This window comes from Halobellus marinus, assembly GCF_032113415.1.
GTDB classification, from domain to species: domain Archaea; phylum Halobacteriota; class Halobacteria; order Halobacteriales; family Haloferacaceae; genus Haloquadratum; species Haloquadratum marinus.
Genome location: NZ_CP134946.1, coordinates 3490004 through 3506011, shown reverse-complemented (window position 1 = coordinate 3506011; position 16008 = coordinate 3490004). Strand labels below are relative to the sequence as shown.

Here is a 16008-nt window from a genome sequence, read left to right as displayed (position 1 = left end):
CAAAGCAGCAGTCAGCGGCCCAGATCCGCGTGCGCACTGGAGAGGTGCCGCGACGCCAGCGCCGACAGAAGCGAGAGTTCGCCCGCGAGCGCACCGACGGCGATGTACTCCGCGAGGGCATCGGCGTTCGATCCCGGCGGGTCGCCGCCGCCGCGGATGCCCAGCACGTCGAGCGCTTCGGACTGCGTCGGGAGTTTCGTCCCGCCGCCGACGGTGCCGACCTCCAGCGACGCGAGCGACACCGACAGGTAGAGGTCGCCGCCGGACGCCGCCGAGTCGGCGGACCCGGAGCCCCCCTCGCGGACCTCCGCGGTCGTGATGGCGTTTGCGCCCTCGACGACCTGCGCCTCGTCCTGCCCGGTCGCGAGGAACATCGCCGCGACGACGTTGGCGACGTGGGCGTTGAAGCCGAGGCTGCCGGCCTTCGCCGACCCGACGAGGTTCTTCCGGGTGTTGAGTTCGGAAATATCCTCCGGCGTCGTGTGCAGGCGCTCCTCGACGACCTCGCGGGGGATCGTCACGTCCGCCGTCACCGAGCGGCCGCGCCCCTCGACCGCGTTGATCGCGGCGGGCTTCTTGTCCGTACAGAGGTTCCCGGAGAGCGCGACGAGGTCCGCACCGGTCTCCCCCTCGACGACGTCGCAGGCGGCCTCCGTCGCGATAGTGGCCATATTCATCCCCATCGCGTCCTTCGTGTCGTAGCGGAACCGGAGGTACACCGAGTTGCCGACGACGTACGGCGTCACGTCGAGCAGTTCGCCGTGGCTCGTCGTCGACTCGGCGGCATCGACGAGTTCGCCTCTGTTGTCGCGGACCCACGAGACGAGCGCCTCTGCCTCGACGACGTCGGCGACGCGGAACACCGGCGCGCGCGTCATTCCGGATTTGAGCACGCGCGCACTCGCGCCGCCGGCCGCCGAGAGCGTCGAGCAGCCGCGGTTGACGCTCGCGAGCAGGGCCCCCTCCGTGGTCGCAAGCGGCAGGTACGTCTCGCCGCTCGCGGCGCCGCCATCGACCGTGACCGGTCCGGCGACGCCCAGCGGGACCTGGACGGTCCCGAGCATATTCTCGATGTTCGACTCGGCGCGATCGGCCGGGAAGCCGTACTCCCCGACGGTTGCAAGCGACGTGTCCGCCTGCGATTCGACCACCAGCCGGCGAGCCGTGGCGGCGACATCGGCGTCCGCGTGGTCGTCCAGTTCGTGGAGCCGTAGCTCCCCCTCCCGCACGCGCTCGGCGAGGATCGCGGCGTCAGTCATACGCCCTCCTTCCGGGGGCCGGGCCTAACGGTTTCCGGTTCGGACGGGCCCCGAGAGAGTCGGGACTGCGAGGGTTCGGCTCACTCCAGATAGCCGAGTCGTTCGAGTCGTTCGCGGGTGTCGGCCCCGATCTCGACTTCGTCGAGAACCTGGCGGCCGGCGTCCTCCCGTTCCTGCAACAGGAGGAGGAGTTGCCGGGCCGTCCTGAGTTTGAAGACGAGATCCGGGTCAGCAACGTCCTCCTGCACGCTTTCGACCAGCGTATCGATCGTCTCGTAGGTCGTCTCGCCCATACGGAGGATAGGATCCGGAACGGGATAACCGCTCCATACTTCGCCAGGATCCGGTAATCGCCGGGTGATTCTTGACGGAGCGCCGGAAGGACGGCGTGGGAGTTGGCGAAATCGCGAATTGGCGAGGTCGCTCGAACCGAAGGGAAACCTACTCGGTAGCGGGCAGCGAGATTCGGGTATGTCCGCACCCTTCTTCGACCGGCTCGGGGACCGAATCGACCGTATCGACAGCGTCGTCTCCGTCGGCCTCGACGCCGACCGCTCGCGGCTTCCCGATCACCTCCGGGACAGAGAGCTCCCGCAGTGGGCGTTCAACCGCCGGATCATCGACGCGACCCACGAACACGCCGCCTGTTACAAGCCGAACGCCGCGTTCTACGAGAGTCCCGAGGGCTGGCGGGCGCTCCGCGAAACCATCGCGTACGCGAAGGGAAAGGACGTCCCGGTGCTCCTGGACGCAAAGCGCGCTGATATCGGGAACACCACGCGCCAGTACGCACAGTTGCTCGACGACGTCGACGCGATCACGGTCAATCCGTATATGGGCCGTGATTCCCTGCAGCCGTTTCTGGATCGGGAGGAGAAAGGCGTGTTCGTGCTCTGTCGGACCTCGAACCCCGGTGGTGCCGACCTGCAGGATCTGGAACTCGCCTCGGGCGAGGCGGTCTACGAGCGGGTCGCGGCGCTCGCAGATCTGTGGAACCAACACGGCAACGTCGGCCTCGTCGTGGGCGCGACCGCGCCGGACGAACTGGAATCGATCCGCAAACAGGTCCCCGACCTGCCGTTCCTCGTGCCCGGGATCGGCGCACAGGGGGGTGACGCCGAAGCCGCAGTCGAACACGGACTCGCCGACGGCGTCGGCCTCGTCAACTCATCCCGCGGCATCATCTTCGCCGGCGAGGATCGGGGCGAGGAGTTCGCGAAGGCCGCTGGCGCCGCCGCCCGGAAACTGAAGAAGCGACTGAACCAGTACCGGACCGAATCGTAGTCACAACAGACAGCGGCTCGTCGGCACAGCTGCCTCCCAAGTTCTCCGGCTGTCGGCGGATCCGACTCGACACACCGGCGACGGAAGCCGACCCGATCATCTGAACTCGGGGACGTCTTCCTCGCCCTCGGCGAAGACATCGTTTTTCCCGTCCGGATCCGCACAGTGGACGCAGAGCCCCTTGTCCTGATCGAAGTGAACCGTACAAACGGCGGCGCCGCACCGGTGACAGACGTACTCGGCTTCGCGCCGTTCGCACACCTGACAGACACCGGTCACGCTCATAGGTGAGTGTACGCGACGCGCCCACTTGATTCGGTGGGGTAGATCGGCCGCGACGGGGACCAGCAGGCGCCCCCACCCCGCGGAACCCTCTTTGCTCCGGCGAGCCACCGGGGTGTATGCGCATCACGCTGTACGCGCTCGACGGCTGTCCGTACTGTGAGACCGTCCACGACGCCCTGCGGGCCCACGGGATCGAATACGAGACCGTGTGGGTCGAGGCGCTACACTCTAAACGCGACGAGGTCAAGCGCGTGAGCGGCCAGCGGTCCGTTCCTGTGCTGATCGACGAGGGACGCGGCGTCACGATGAACGAGAGCGAGAACATCGTCGAGTACGTCGAACAGACGCTCGCGGCGGAGCAATGAAGATCTACACCGGCCGCGGCGACGAGGGGATGACGGACCTGCGCGATATGTCGCGCGTCTCGAAGACCAGTCCCCGAATCGAGGCCTACGGCACCGTCGACGAGGCGAACGCGCTGCTCGGCACGGCCCGTCCGACCGGCTACGACGACGTCGACGAGACGCTCGAATCGGTCCAGAACCACCTCCACATCGTCCAGGCAGACTTCGCCAATCCCGATCCGGACGAGGACGATCCAGTCATCACCGAGTCCCACGTCGTGGAGATAGAGGACGCGATCGACGACGCGGAGGCGGAACTCGACCCGCTGACGTCCTTCATCCTGCCCGGCGGCAGCGAGGCGGGCGCGACCCTGCATCACGCGCGGGCGGTGGTCCGACGGGCGGAGCGACGCGCGGTCGAACTCGCGGCCGACGAGCCAGTGAACGCGGAGGCGATCCGGTATCTCAACCGGCTCTCGGACGCGCTGTTCGTGTTCGGCCGGCTGGTCAACGCCCGCGATGGCATCCCCGAGGAGTCCCCGTCGTACTGATGCCGCAGGAACTGGATGCCGGCAAGGTGGCGAAGAAGAACGCTTAAGTCCGGCGACGGGGAATTTCGGCGTGCGGGTCGGTGGTCTAGTCCGGTTATGACGGCTCCTTCACACGGAGCAGGCCGGCGGTTCGAATCCGCCCCGACCCATACGCGGTGCGTACAATCTCCAACAGTCCCATTTTACAAGCGGTATAGGTGAATAACCCGGGGCTTGACTGCGCCACAGCGTTTGCCGGTACACCGGTCATTTCGTGGTCGTACTTCTGCCGATACCGCGTCTGCGGCACGTGACTATACTGTCGGACGAAAGTCCTGATACGCCTGCTCGCTCGCAGCGAGGCGAGCGACTGTATCAACAGTTTCCGCCGACAGTATACCATCGGGCCTCCGACAGTTGAGCCGTGCTGCTCCTGTAAAAATAATTATTCCGATAGTATTGCAGATTCATAAATTGCCTGTTAATTTTGACGGGCCGTCGCGTCCGTAATTTCGGTACAGTATAACTATACAATAAGAGTGAAGTTTTGAGCATTTAAGCGGAGGGTTTAGTTTTTAATTAATAAATGCATCTAGATTTCGAATCTATAGTTTCTATACCAGAGAGGGGGCTACAACGAACGGCAGTCGTCTGATCGTGAATTAAGCGGTTATTAGCGGATTCGATGTCGAAAATCGTGTATCGAGCAACGACCGAGCCGAACCGAGGACGAACGCGTAGTGCCAAAGTAATAGATTTGAATTATACACAGGATATTGATATATGTCGGTTCTACCCACAACGAGGAGTCATAAGGACTACTCTCGTCTCTGCTTGCTGATTGCCGCCCACGGGAGCGGCGAGCGGCGGTAAATAGTAAGAAGAGTAATTATCAGAGAGAAACCCACTCGCCGCGATCGTCGCTGCGTTCGATGGCGTCGAGGATGCGTTGAACGGCCAGCCCAGCCTCGAAGTCCGGCGAGTGTGATTCGTCGGACGCCACCGCAGTGAGGAACTCGTAGTTCTCGTGGATGAGCGTGTGTTCCCAGCCGAGGACGTGCCCCGGCGGCCACCAGTGGTCGACGTAGGGATCGCCGGGATCGGTGACCATCACGGTCTCGAATCCGCGGCTGTCGCCGGTGTGGACTTCGAGCTCGTTGAGGCGTTCGAGGTCGAACCTGAGTGAGCCCTCCGAGCCGTTGATTTCGATGACGTTGCTGTTCTTGTGCCCGGCGGCGTACCGCGACGCCTCGAAGACACCCATAGCGCCGTTCCCGAACTCGACCTGGGCCGTGTAGGCGTCGTCGACCGTGACCGGCCGGGTCTCCACGGCGTCCTGACCCTCGGCGTCCAGCGCCGACCCGGACTCGCCCGGAACGGGGCGCTCGTCGACGAACGTTTTCAGGTGGCCGGAGACGCGCGTGATCTGTTCGTCGAGGAGGTACTGCGCGAGGTCTAGCGAGTGCGCCCCCAGATCCCCGAGCGCGCCCGAGCCGGCAATCTCCTCAGAGTTGCGCCAGCTCCAGGGCGCTGTCGGGTCGACGAGCCAGTCCTGCAGGTACTCCGCGCGGACGTGGTGGATGTCGCCGAGTTCCCCCTCGTCGATGAGCCGTCTGGCGTACTGGATGGCGGGCACGAACCGGTAATTGAACGCAACGCCGGCGGTGGCATCGCTGTCCCTGGCGGCCTCAGTCATCCGCTCTGCGTCCTCCAGAGTATGTGCGAGCGGTTTCTCACAGAAGACGTGGGTGTCTGCCTCGAGGGCGGCGATCGAGGGATCGGCGTGGACGTTGTTCGGTCCCAGGTTGTAGAAGACGTCCACCTCATCGACGACTTCCCGCCAGTCGGTCGCATAGCGATCGAATCCGAGCTGGTCGACGGCCTCGGACAGCGCCTCCTCGTCGCGTCCCACGAGCACGTCGCGTTCGACGGCCGGGGCATCCGGGAAGAACATCCCAAGCCGGGCGAGCGCGTTCGCGTGGGCCGTGCCGATGAACCGGTAGCCCAGGAAGCCTACTGACAGTGTCATCGAATCACGCCCAGTAGGCATCGCCGGGTTGCGTCTCGAACACTGCGCGCTGGAGGATATCGACCGCCTTCTCCAGGCCCTCACGGCCGGATGTCAGGGAGTCTTCGTGCTCGATGGAGAGTGCGCCCTCGTAACCGACCATCCTGAGCGTCGAGACCACCTCCTTCCAGTGGGCCTCGTCGTGGCCGTAGCCGATCGATCGGAACAGCCACGATCGGTTCGGCTCGTCCGTGTACGGGTTGGTGTCGAGGTAGCCCTTCACGCGGGCGTTGTGTTCGTAGAGCCCAGTATCCTTGGCGTGGAAGTGGTGAATCGCGTCGTGGTCGCCGAGGAAGCGGATCGCCTCTGTGACGTCGATCCCCTGCCAGTAGAGGTGTGAGGGATCGAAGTTCGCGCCGATACGTTCGTTGGTCGCCTCTCGGAGCCGGACCAGGCCCGTCGGTTCGTAGACCAGCATGTTCGGGTGCATCTCGAGGCAGATATTCACGTCGTGCTCCGCGGCGTGGTCGGCGAGATCCCTCCACCGTGGGATGGCGACCTCCTCCCACTGGTACTCCAGCGCCTCGGCGTGTTCGGGCGGCCAGGGAGCCGTAATCCAGTTCGGAACCTCGCCCGCCGGACTCCCCGCGGGCAGTCCCGAGAACGTGTTGACACTGTCGACGCCGAGTTGGTCAGCGAGGCGGACCGCTTCCCTGATTTCGGTGACCGCACGCTCAGCGCGTTCCTCGTCGGGATGAAGCGGGTTGTTGTGAGTCGACAGAGCGCTGATGCGGAGGTCGTGTTCGTCGACGAGGTCGAGAAGATCGGCCTGGGCCTCTTCGTCGTCGAGGAACTCCTCGCGAGGGAGGTGGTCCTCGCCGACGAATCCACCGCAACCGAACTCTACCGCGTCGACGCCGATCCCCGAGAGGTACGACAGCGCCTCGTCTACCGGTTCACCACCGAGCGCAACAGTCAGGACTCCAATGTCCATACGGTCGACAACGCTAGGATCTAAAATAAATCTAGGGCTATCGATCATCCAGATCCTGTTGGCCTCCGGCACGCTCACAGAAGCCGGCTCCGGGCGAGCCGTCACTGTGTCGGAGTTGGCTCGACGCTCGTCGGCAGAGACGGCTCGGAAAACGCCGGATCGCCGCGTCAGGCTCGAGCGGGGCTGTCACCCGGTCGATAGCCCGGCAGCGACGATGCCGGCAACGACGAGCCAAAACACCATAGCTGTGGCGACGACGATAAGGGACCGCGAGCGGGGGAGCTCGTGACGCTCTGCGACGCCGGCGTACATCGTCCATCCGATCACAAGCAAAATAGGCACGGATACGAAGAGAGCGGAGACGATCGGAGAGACGAGGAAGAAGATGTCGTAGCCGACCATCACGATCGGGATCGCAAACAGCGGCGCGGCGGCCAGCCCGTAGCAGACCGTGACGAGTGTGTCCTCGTAGTCACCGGGGCTATCGACGGCTTGGGCTGCAATCTCGATCGCGGCGTACGCCACCAGTGCCATCAACATCAAGAAGAGGTACACCTGTGCGACCGTTTCGGGCCAGCCGCCGAGCAGGAACAGTTTGAACTCCCGGACGCCGAGTCCCACCACCGAATCCACCGTCTGGTTCCCCAGGAGCCACGCGAGGACGTTCGTCGCCACGGCCGTGACGCCGACCGTCAGGACGAGGAATCCGAACATATCGTCGGTCGTCTTCTGTTCGGCTCGCGTCCGGAAGAACTCACGCGGCGACCGGACGAGATTCCCCAGCGGTTCGGCGTACCACGCCCGCAGGAGGTCGTAGCTGAACCCTTTCAGGATGACGTCGAGCCCGATAGCGGCGATGATGAAGCCGCCGGTGATGACCCCCTGCCAGCCGCTGACGTTCAGTCCGGCAAGCGCCAGGACGTTGTTGGCCGTCGCGAGCACGAGCGCGCCGAACAGGACGCCGACCATCGATCCCTCACCGCCGGTGAGTTTCGTCCCGCCGAGGACCACCGCGGCGATGACGACAAGCGCCAGCCCGCTCCCGGATCCCGAGGAGACGGACCCGAAGCGCCCGAGGAAGGCAAGCCCCGCAAACGCTGCTGTCAGTCCGGCGAGACCGAAACACCCCAGTTTGACGATCTCGGGGTCGATTCCAGTCGTCTCGACCGATTCGATGTTGTCGCCGGTCGCGCGGGCGTGGAGGCCGAAGCGCGTGTAATGCAGGATGTAGTGAAACACCGCGAGCAGAACGAAGATCCAGACGATCATGATGGAGAACTGGTCGAACGTCTTCACCTCGGCGTGAACGAACGGGACCTGGTACGTGATCGGCCCGCTCAAGATCGGCATATCGGCGAGGATGATCGGGCCGCCGAGCCACTTCAGCAGCCCCACGTCTCCGGCCGACGCCGTCGTGCCGCCGATCAGAATCCGGTGAACGCCGCGCAACAGGGTCAGCGTCCCGATCGTGACGATCAGCGACGGCAGTTTGAGTTTCGTCACGACCAGCCCCTGGGTGACGCCGAAGATGACGGAGAACACCAGCACGACCGTGACCACGAAAAGTGGGCTGAAACCGAACGCGTCGCCGCCGATCAGGATCGCACCGATTCCCGCCGCGACGCCGTACATCGACCCGACGGACAGGTCGAACTCCCCCGTGACCATCAAAAGCGCCACGCCGTATCCGATGATAGCCGTCGTGGACGCCGACCGGAGAATCCGGGCCATATTGTCCAGGAGGAGGAACCGCGAGGCGTCGATGTAGACGCCCACGAAGAAGATCGCGATGAGACCGACGAGGACGCTTCCCTCCCGCCGCTCGAAGATCTTGCTTGCAGTCGTTCTGAACCGCGTACCCAGGCCGGCTGATTCCGTCGCCATTCTGGATCAGCGCTCCCGCTCTCTGTGCATCCGTTCGACGATGTCGATGCGTTCGATGTCGTCTTCGTTGGTGTCGAGCACTTCGATAACCTCTCCGTCGCGCATAACGGCGATCCGGTCGGCCACGTCGACGACGACGTCGATCTTGTGTGAGATGAGGATCACCGACTTCTCGCCGTCCGGGATCCCCCTGACGAGGTCGATTATCTTGTCGGTTCCGGTCGTCGACACCTCCGACGTCGGTTCGTCGAGGATGATGATCGGCGGGTCCCTGATGAGCGCGCGGGCCACCGCGACGGCCTGTTTCTGCCCGCCGGAGAGTTCGTTCACCTTCGAACGGGGGTCGAAGTCGAACCCGATCTCCGCGAGCAGTTTCCGGCTCTCCTCGATCATATACTCCTCGTCCGTCCGGCGGAACAGCCACCCCTCCGGTCCGTCTTTGAGCGGTTCCATCCCGAGAAAGATGTTGTTCGCGGCGGTGGCGTTCGGACTCAGGTGCTGTTCCTGGTAGACGGTCGCGATGCCGGCGTCCATCGCGTCCTTCGAAGACGAGAAGAACTGCTTGGCCAGCCGTCCGTCCTGCCGGAGGTAGATCGATCCGGCCGTCGGCTGGAGGACGCCCGAGAGCATCCTGATGAACGTGGTCTTGCCCGCGCCGTTGTCGCCGGCGATCGCCAGGATCTCGCCGGCGTTGACATCGAGGCTGACGTCCCTGACGGCCTCGAGCGCCCCGAAGAACTTCGTGAGATCCTTCGTCCGGAGGACGACGTTCTCGTCGGTTCCCTCGACGGTCGGTTCCGAACCGCGTTCGGTCTCCTGCCGCGGGGATCCGACTCCGTCTAACTCCGATTCGCCGTCCGATTTTGATTCAGACATATATTGAGTAAGCTCGATAGTGCGTTGTCAGTGCGTTCGGACGGGCTGGTTCACTGCAGGAACTCGTAGTTGCTCTCCTGCCACTGCAGGAGCCCGTTGTCGCCGGCCCACGACCTGCGTTCGAGCGCGAAGGGGACGTTGTCGTCGTCCCAGACCGAGACGCCCCACTCGAGGTCCTTCATCTCGATGCCGCGTTCGAGATACATCCACGCCATCGGGATGTTCTGGAACCCCTGGCTGTAGGGGTCCTGGCCGACGGTGAAGTCGACGTTGCCCGCCTCGATCTGGTTCAGCAGCGGGCGCAACAGGTCGAATCCGCAGACGACCATCGGACCTTCGAGCTCGCCCGCTTCGAGGGCCTGTCCCGCCCCGACCGCACCCCAGAACGCCGAACAGACCACCGCGTCGATGTCTTCCCCGGAGATCGTGTTGACGATCTGGCTCTGGGCGTCCGCGATGCTCGGGGGCGGGTTGATGATCTGGTCGTTGTAGAGGCTCACCGACGGATCGCTCTGGGCCTTGAAATACCGCTCGGCGGTTCCGAGGTCGGCGGCGTCCTGGTTGACTCGTCTGGTGACCGAGGGGTTGTCGGGGAGTTCGTTCGTAATCAACACGGTGTACTCGTCCTTGTCGGGCATCTTCTCCTGCATCCGGTCGTAGGCCTCCGCGGCCATCGCGGCCCCGCCCCGTGCGTCCCGGATGCCGACGTGCGGAATGATCATCGGCTCGTCCCGGTAGGAGAACCCGACCTCATCGGTCATGTAGTCGTAGTTCCAGTCTCTGGTTGCCGGCGTCGAGTGGCCGTTGATGACGGCGATGTCGTTGTCCAAGGCGTTCTGGATGGCGTCGTTGTAGGCCTCGTTGTTGAGTACCGTCGTCACCAGGACGTCGCCGGGATCCATATTCGAGACGTTCTGTTCGATGAGACTCACCTGGTCCGGGATGCCACCGTCCGCGGGCGGCCCGGTGACCTGGCCGTCCCAGCCGAACACGTTGAGCGCGTCGTGGAACCCACAGGTCATCGGAATGAAGAACGGATTGTCGATGTTCTGGAGGACGAACACCGCCGTGCGCTCGTTCTGGCCCGACCCCTCGCGGGTCTTCGAAGGCTCCCAGCCGGGCGGGGCGACGGCCGGGTGGCGGGAGAACTCGAAGTCGAAGTCGACCGTCCCGTCGCCGCTCTGTCCGCCCCCGTCTCCACTGTCACCGTTCCCGCTCGTGGTCGTGTTCTCGTCGTCCTGCGTCTGACACCCGGCCAGTCCGAGCGCCGCACCCACTGCCCCCATCTGTTTGACGACGGTCCGGCGTGAGACGTTCGTCCCCACGTCGATCGAAATACTACCATCGGAACCTCCATCTGGTGATGGCATACCACACCATCATTAGAGAAAGTATATAAAAGTACCTGATGGATTCGGTCCCCGATTCTCCGCACGCGCGCCAGGTTACATCACCGCGATTGGATCTCCACTGTCTGGTCCCGTCGGTCGGCGTCGTAGACCGCCTCCATCGTCAGCATATCGACGAAGCCGTGTTCGGCATCCGGGTATGGTTCGGTTCCGGTCAGCAGACAGTGTGCGAAGTAGTCGAACTCCTCGGTCATCTGATCGACCTGCGGGAAGTCGACATCGTAACGTTCTCCGCCCACCGAAATCCGGAATCCGCGGTCCTGAGAGTTGTAGAACGCGGGTTCGATCACCACCTCTCCCTCTGTGCCAGTCACCCGGAAGTGGCTAGATTTGTAGGCTCCCTGGCTGGCGGTACACGCCGCGGAGACACCGTCGGGAAAGAGGAGGGTGAACACGGCGTGCTCGTCCCCGACGTCTTCGAACTCCGCCCGGTCGTGGGTCGTTCGTGCCTGAACCGCCACGGGATCTTTGTCGAGGACGAACCGCGCGGTGTTGATGGGGTACAGCCCGAGGTCCATCACCGTGGCGCCACCCGAGAGGTCGGGGTCCAGACGCCACTGGTCGGGGTCCGGGATCATCTCCAGCAGCGGCTGGGACATATTCGCGTGGACCTGTACCGGGTCACCGATGAGTCCCGCCGCGACGACTTCCCTGGCCCGGCGGACGGCAGGTTCGGTCTGCATCCGGTAGGCGATCATCACGTCGACGTCGCTGTCGGCTGTAAGGTCGACGATCTCGCTCGCCCGGTCGACGGTCGCCTCCATCGGTTTCTCACAGAGGACGTCCTTCCCGAGTCGAACTGCGGTCTCGACGAACGGCAGGTGCAGTGCGTTCGGCGTACAGACGTAGATCGCGTCGTAGGCCTCCGACGCTTCGCCGTTGTGGAACTCCTCGTACGTTATCGCGTGTTCGATCGTCGGAGCGAGACCAGTCGCCTCCCGCGCTTTCCCCATCGAACCGCTCACGAGGACAGTTGTATCGACGAACGCTGACTCCCGGACCGCAGGAATCGCCTGCTCCCGCGTCCACCAGCCGATACCGATCATCGCGACCCGCACGGTCCCCGGATCCTCCGCCGTTTGCCAGTCCCTGAGAGTGAAGTCTTCGAACGGGAACTCCATACCGAAACAGGAACGACCACTCACTTAAATACACACGCCAGCGGGTCACTGGGGTTAAGAACGGATACCAGTCAGACGCTGACGACGGGGTTCGAGAAGATATCAGTCAGACGCTGACGACGGGGTTCGAGAGGATACCGATGTTCTCGATCTCGATAGTCACGTGGTCGTCCGCCCGGAGGGAGAACCCTTCCTCGGGAACCAGCGACGTCCCCGTCAGCAACACCGCAAGGTCGGGGACCGTGTTGTGCCGAGTGTAATAGGAGACGAGATCCTCGCAGGTTCGGACCATCCCGGCAGTGTTCGTCGATCCGTCGTAGACTGTCTCCCCGTCGCGTGAGATCTGCATAGACATATCGAGCGTCTGCGGGTCCTGAATGTCCGTCGCGATGCAGGGACCGAGCGAACAGCAACGGTCGTACACCTTCGCTTGCGGCAGGTACAGTGGGTTTTCCCCCTCGATTGAGCGGCTGCTCACGTCGTTGCCGACCGTGTACCCGACCGGTTCGCCACGGAACAGGACCACCCCGAGTTCGGGCTCGGGGACGTTCCAGTCCGAGTCGGCCCGAATCCCGATGGCGTCGTCCGGGCCGACGGTCCGATCCCGGGTCGATTTGAAGAACAGTTCGGGCCGCTCGGCGTCGTAGACGTTGACGTACATCTCGGGCATACTGCTTTCTCCCCTGCGGGCCTCCTCGCTGATCTGATAGGTTACCCCTGCTGCCCAGACTTCATCGACATCGATCGGGAGACCGCACGTCTCTCTCACCTCCTCCGTCGAAAGCGTGTCGGCACCACTCAGATGTGGCTCGGCCACTTCGTCGGGCGTGCGGTCGGTGATTTCGGCGGTCCGGACGAGCGCTCCGAACGAGTCGAGATCCGGCTTCACGGACGTGAGATCGTAGGCGCCCGAGTCTGTCTCGACGGCCAGTATAGACTGCCCTCGTCGGCTGAGCTGATAATACCGCATACCCCCAACTCTCCGTATCAACATATGAAAGTTACGCCGACAGAGCGTGTGTACCCGGTCGGACGGACATAGCGCGTCCTGGGACAGCGTCCGAATCCGCGGGCCTGCGGTCTCAACGCTGTGTTACCTGCGTCGCGGTGACACCTGTTCGCACTTTCGAAGCGGCTAGTTCACGCGATTCTTCGGTTCCGGTGACGGAGTTTGTCACAGACTTGTGTCTGAGAGTCTCACGCCTCGTCGAACAGTTCCGCGCCTTCGACGAGGTTCGCCTCGACAGCGTCCAAATCGAGGGTCAAACCGAGACCGGGTTCGTCCGGGACCGCCATCCGGCCATCTTCGATGAGTCCCGACTCCTCGACGAGGTCTTCCCACCACCCGAGTTGGTAGGAGTGGAACTCGACGGCCAGGGCGTTCGGGATGGCCGCTCCGAGATGCGCACTCGCCATCGTCCCGATCGGCGAGGACACGTTGTGCATAGCGACGGGCACGTAGAACACGTCGGCAAGGTTCGCGATCTTCATTCCCTCGCGCAGTCCACCGACTTTCGGGATGTCCGGTGCGACGATGTCGACGGCCTCCTCGGTCAGCAGGCGGCGGGTCCCGTGAGTTCGGTAGACGTTCTCGCCGGTGGCGATCGGCGTCGCTGTCGACTGTGTGACGGTCCGCTGGACATCGTGGTTCTCGGGCGGGATCGGATCCTCGAGCCACCAGACGTCGTACGCTTCGAGTTCGCGGGCGAGCCGTCGGGCGCTCCCGGCGCTGTAGGACCAGTGGCAGTCGAACGCGACGTCCGCGCGGTCGCCGACTCGCTCTGTGACGGCCGCGACGATCTCGGCTTTGTGCTCGATCTCCGCCGGCCGCAGATGCCGGTTCACCCGGTCGGTCTCGTGGCCCGAGGGAACGTCGAGATCGAATTTCAGTGCGTCGTACCCGAGTTCCTCGACGACGCGCTCGGCCTCGGCGGCGTTGGTGGCCGGTTCCGCTTCGTCGCCCGCGTGACAGTCACAGTAGACCCGGACCGCGTCGCGGTACTTGCCCCCGAGCAACTGGTAGACCGGCACCTCGAGGAGTTTGCCCGCCGCGTCGTGGAGCGCGATCTCGACGCCGGAGATCGCCGAGATCACTTTCCCGGAGATCGATCCCTCACCCGACATCTTCTGCACGAGGTGTTCGTACAGTCGGTCGACGTCGAGGGGGTTCTCCCCGAGCAAAAACGGTTTCATTCGGTCGATGATGGCGGTGTCGCCGCCGCCCCAGTACGACTCGCCGGTTCCGACGACGCCCGCATCGGTGTAGACCCGGACGAGGATCCACGGGTAGTTCCCGTCGACCATCGTCGTCTGGACGTCAGTGATTTCGGCGTCGCGTATCTCCCCACCGGACCCGAGCCCAAGGGTCCCTCGCGACAGGTCGCGCATAGTGTACTCCGCGTTCGGGTCGCTCAATCGGTCGTGACGAACCATTGCGTCAACCACATACCGGGTCTCCGACTTATACCTTCCCGCTACAGAGACACCCGGCCTGCGAACCGCACCCAAACATCAATATACGATGGTATAGAAAACCGAAGCGCCGATGCAAGCCGGGTCACCGACAGCCTTCCCGAGGCTAACCACTTCGTCGACGAGAGCGAGGCCCGCGTCGCGAAAATAAAGTCGCGTTCCACAATGTGGGATAACATTTAACAAGAAAACACAAAAAGACAGTATCATCGAAATGCCAGCAAAAAACCCAATCAAGTCGACCGAAACGACGTTCAGAATCGTCGAGGGGCTACAGGCGCTCGACGGTGCCGGCGTATCGGAGATCGCAGAACACACCGACCTCCCCAGAAGCACCGTGCACAACTACCTGAGCACGCTGGAACAGGAAGAGTACGTCGTCAACGACGACGGTCAGTACGAGGTCGGAATCCGGTTCCTGGAACTCGGCGCGTACGCCCGCAACCGACGGCAGATCTACGAGATCGCGGAACCCGAAGTGACAGGTCTCGCCGAGGAAACGGGGGAACTCGCGAATCTTCTGATTGAGGAGCACGGCCGCGGGACGTATCTGCAGCGGGCGCGCGGCGAACAGGCGGTCCAGGTCGAGGCACACGTCGGCACGCGGGTCTCACTGCACTCGACGGCGCTCGGCAAGTCGATTCTGGCACACCTCCCCGAGTCCCGAGTGGACGAAATCATCGAGCGGCACGGACTCGAACCGACGACGCCGCGGACGGTCACCGACCGAGGAGAACTGTTCGATCAACTCGAGGAGATCAGAGAGCGCGGGTACGCGCTTGACGACGAGGAGCGACTGGAGGGACTCCGCTGCGTCGCAGCGCCGATTCTGAGCAATGAAGACCGCATCCTCGGCGCGGTGAGCGTGTCCGGTCCTTCCCATCGCATCCGAGACGAACACTTCCGGAAGTCACTGCCCAAGCGGGTACTCGAAACCGTCAACGTCATCGAACTCAACGTCACCTACTCGTAGTACCCACGACTTGGGGGGGATTCCACATATTCGAATTGCGCTCTCGTCGCAGTCAGAAAAAAATTCCGGGAATAATGGGCAAAAATCTCAGACTTCCACCTCGAATCGGGGGCCTGAATCGGATATACCGGAAAAAGGAACCGAATTCGGCTATCAATCAGGCGAACAGTTATCCCACAATGTGGAATTGCGTTAGTCATTTTCAAATACACCGGGGGTGGTGGAACTGGCCGTCGGGATCATCCCGGCTCGATAGCGATTTGACCTCCGGCCCCCAAGTCGTCTGCCGGCCTGTGCGATTGCAATAACAAACGTACGTCTGTTCCTTTTTGCGGGTGGAGCGGGCGACAGACACTCCTGTCACTCGAAGCGACGTCCGTAGTCGACCGGAAAATTGTGTCTCAGGGGGGGAGTAATCGTAAGTATAATTTTTCTTAGTATATAGTAGATTTCTTTGTTGGGAAATATAAAGTGGATCGAAGCCAGGCCACCCGAGACTCTGTCAGTTTGTGTCGAACCTTACAGTCGAATTACTCTTTTTGCGGGCCGATTGGACGAATACGATGAAT

At 63.1% G+C, this 16008-nt stretch carries 15 protein-coding genes and 1 tRNA gene; 5 read left to right on the top strand and 11 right to left on the bottom strand.

Going from position 1 to position 16008, the window contains the following annotated elements:
- Positions 1–11: 11 nt before the first annotated feature.
- Together hmgA and RJT37_RS17390 are read right to left on the bottom strand one after the other, a co-directional pair.
- The gene (gene hmgA, locus RJT37_RS17395; protein WP_313686444.1) at positions 12–1259 is read right to left on the bottom strand and encodes a hydroxymethylglutaryl-CoA reductase (NADPH); all 1248 of its coding nucleotides are present in this window, start codon (positions 1257–1259) and stop codon (positions 12–14) included.
- Between the two features lie 80 nt (positions 1260–1339).
- Positions 1340–1552, bottom strand: coding sequence for a hypothetical protein (locus RJT37_RS17390; protein ID WP_313686442.1), 213 nt, complete (start codon positions 1550–1552; stop codon positions 1340–1342).
- Positions 1553–1730: 178 nt separating this feature from the next.
- Here RJT37_RS17390 and pyrF point away from each other — a divergent pair, with 178 nt between their 5' ends.
- Entirely contained in the window at positions 1731–2543 is an 813-nt protein-coding gene (gene pyrF / locus RJT37_RS17385; protein ID WP_313686440.1) for an orotidine-5'-phosphate decarboxylase, read from the top strand.
- A 96-nt stretch (positions 2544–2639) separates the two neighbouring features.
- On the opposite strand, the gene RJT37_RS17380 is transcribed toward pyrF, so the two are convergent.
- Positions 2640–2828 carry a zinc finger HIT domain-containing protein gene (locus RJT37_RS17380; protein ID WP_313686439.1) on the bottom strand — a complete coding sequence of 63 codons (189 nt, stop codon included), beginning with the start codon at positions 2826–2828 and terminating at the stop codon, positions 2640–2642.
- Between the two features lie 116 nt (positions 2829–2944).
- Here RJT37_RS17380 and RJT37_RS17375 point away from each other — a divergent pair, with 116 nt between their 5' ends.
- The 3 genes from RJT37_RS17375 (at position 2945) to RJT37_RS17365 (ending at position 3872) form a co-directional block, all read left to right on the top strand.
- Positions 2945–3193, top strand: coding sequence for a glutaredoxin family protein (locus tag RJT37_RS17375; RefSeq protein WP_313686437.1), 249 nt, complete (start codon positions 2945–2947; stop codon positions 3191–3193).
- Entirely contained in the window at positions 3190–3723 is a 534-nt protein-coding gene (locus RJT37_RS17370; protein WP_313686435.1) for a cob(I)yrinic acid a,c-diamide adenosyltransferase, read from the top strand. Before RJT37_RS17375 ends, RJT37_RS17370 begins: the two co-directional genes overlap by 4 nt.
- Before the next feature lie 74 nt (positions 3724–3797).
- A tRNA-Val gene (locus tag RJT37_RS17365) sits at positions 3798–3872 on the top strand.
- A gap of 722 nt (positions 3873–4594) precedes the next feature.
- Here the strand turns inward: RJT37_RS17365 and RJT37_RS17360 are convergent.
- From RJT37_RS17360 to RJT37_RS17325, 8 genes are all read right to left on the bottom strand, one after another.
- Positions 4595–5731, bottom strand: coding sequence for a Gfo/Idh/MocA family protein (locus RJT37_RS17360; protein WP_313686433.1), 1137 nt, complete (start codon positions 5729–5731; stop codon positions 4595–4597).
- Positions 5732–5735: 4 nt separating this feature from the next.
- Complete coding sequence (locus tag RJT37_RS17355) at positions 5736–6704, bottom strand: sugar phosphate isomerase/epimerase family protein (RefSeq protein ID WP_313686431.1); 969 nt, start codon at positions 6702–6704, stop codon at positions 5736–5738.
- Positions 6705–6890: 186 nt separating this feature from the next.
- A complete protein-coding gene (locus RJT37_RS17350) occupies positions 6891–8588 on the bottom strand; it encodes an ABC transporter permease (RefSeq protein ID WP_313686429.1) in 1698 nt (565 codons plus the stop codon).
- 6 nt (positions 8589–8594) lie between these two features.
- The gene (locus tag RJT37_RS17345; protein ID WP_313686427.1) at positions 8595–9464 is read right to left on the bottom strand and encodes an ATP-binding cassette domain-containing protein; all 870 of its coding nucleotides are present in this window, start codon (positions 9462–9464) and stop codon (positions 8595–8597) included.
- Between the two features lie 50 nt (positions 9465–9514).
- On the bottom strand, positions 9515–10834 hold the full coding sequence (locus tag RJT37_RS17340) for a substrate-binding domain-containing protein (RefSeq protein WP_313686425.1): 1320 nt from the start codon (positions 10832–10834) through the stop codon (positions 9515–9517).
- Positions 10835–10914: 80 nt separating this feature from the next.
- Complete coding sequence (gfo6, locus tag RJT37_RS17335; protein ID WP_313686423.1) at positions 10915–11994, bottom strand: D-xylose 1-dehydrogenase Gfo6; 1080 nt, start codon at positions 11992–11994, stop codon at positions 10915–10917.
- Between the two features lie 106 nt (positions 11995–12100).
- Positions 12101–12964 carry a fumarylacetoacetate hydrolase family protein gene (locus tag RJT37_RS17330; protein ID WP_313686421.1) on the bottom strand — a complete coding sequence of 288 codons (864 nt, stop codon included), beginning with the start codon at positions 12962–12964 and terminating at the stop codon, positions 12101–12103.
- Between the two features lie 227 nt (positions 12965–13191).
- Positions 13192–14427 carry a mandelate racemase/muconate lactonizing enzyme family protein gene (locus tag RJT37_RS17325; RefSeq protein WP_313686419.1) on the bottom strand — a complete coding sequence of 412 codons (1236 nt, stop codon included), beginning with the start codon at positions 14425–14427 and terminating at the stop codon, positions 13192–13194.
- Positions 14428–14674: 247 nt separating this feature from the next.
- Between RJT37_RS17325 and RJT37_RS17320 the strand changes: the two genes are divergently transcribed.
- On the top strand, positions 14675–15439 hold the full coding sequence (locus tag RJT37_RS17320; RefSeq protein WP_345785398.1) for an IclR family transcriptional regulator: 765 nt from the start codon (positions 14675–14677) through the stop codon (positions 15437–15439).
- The last annotated feature ends 569 nt before the right edge of the window (positions 15440–16008 follow it).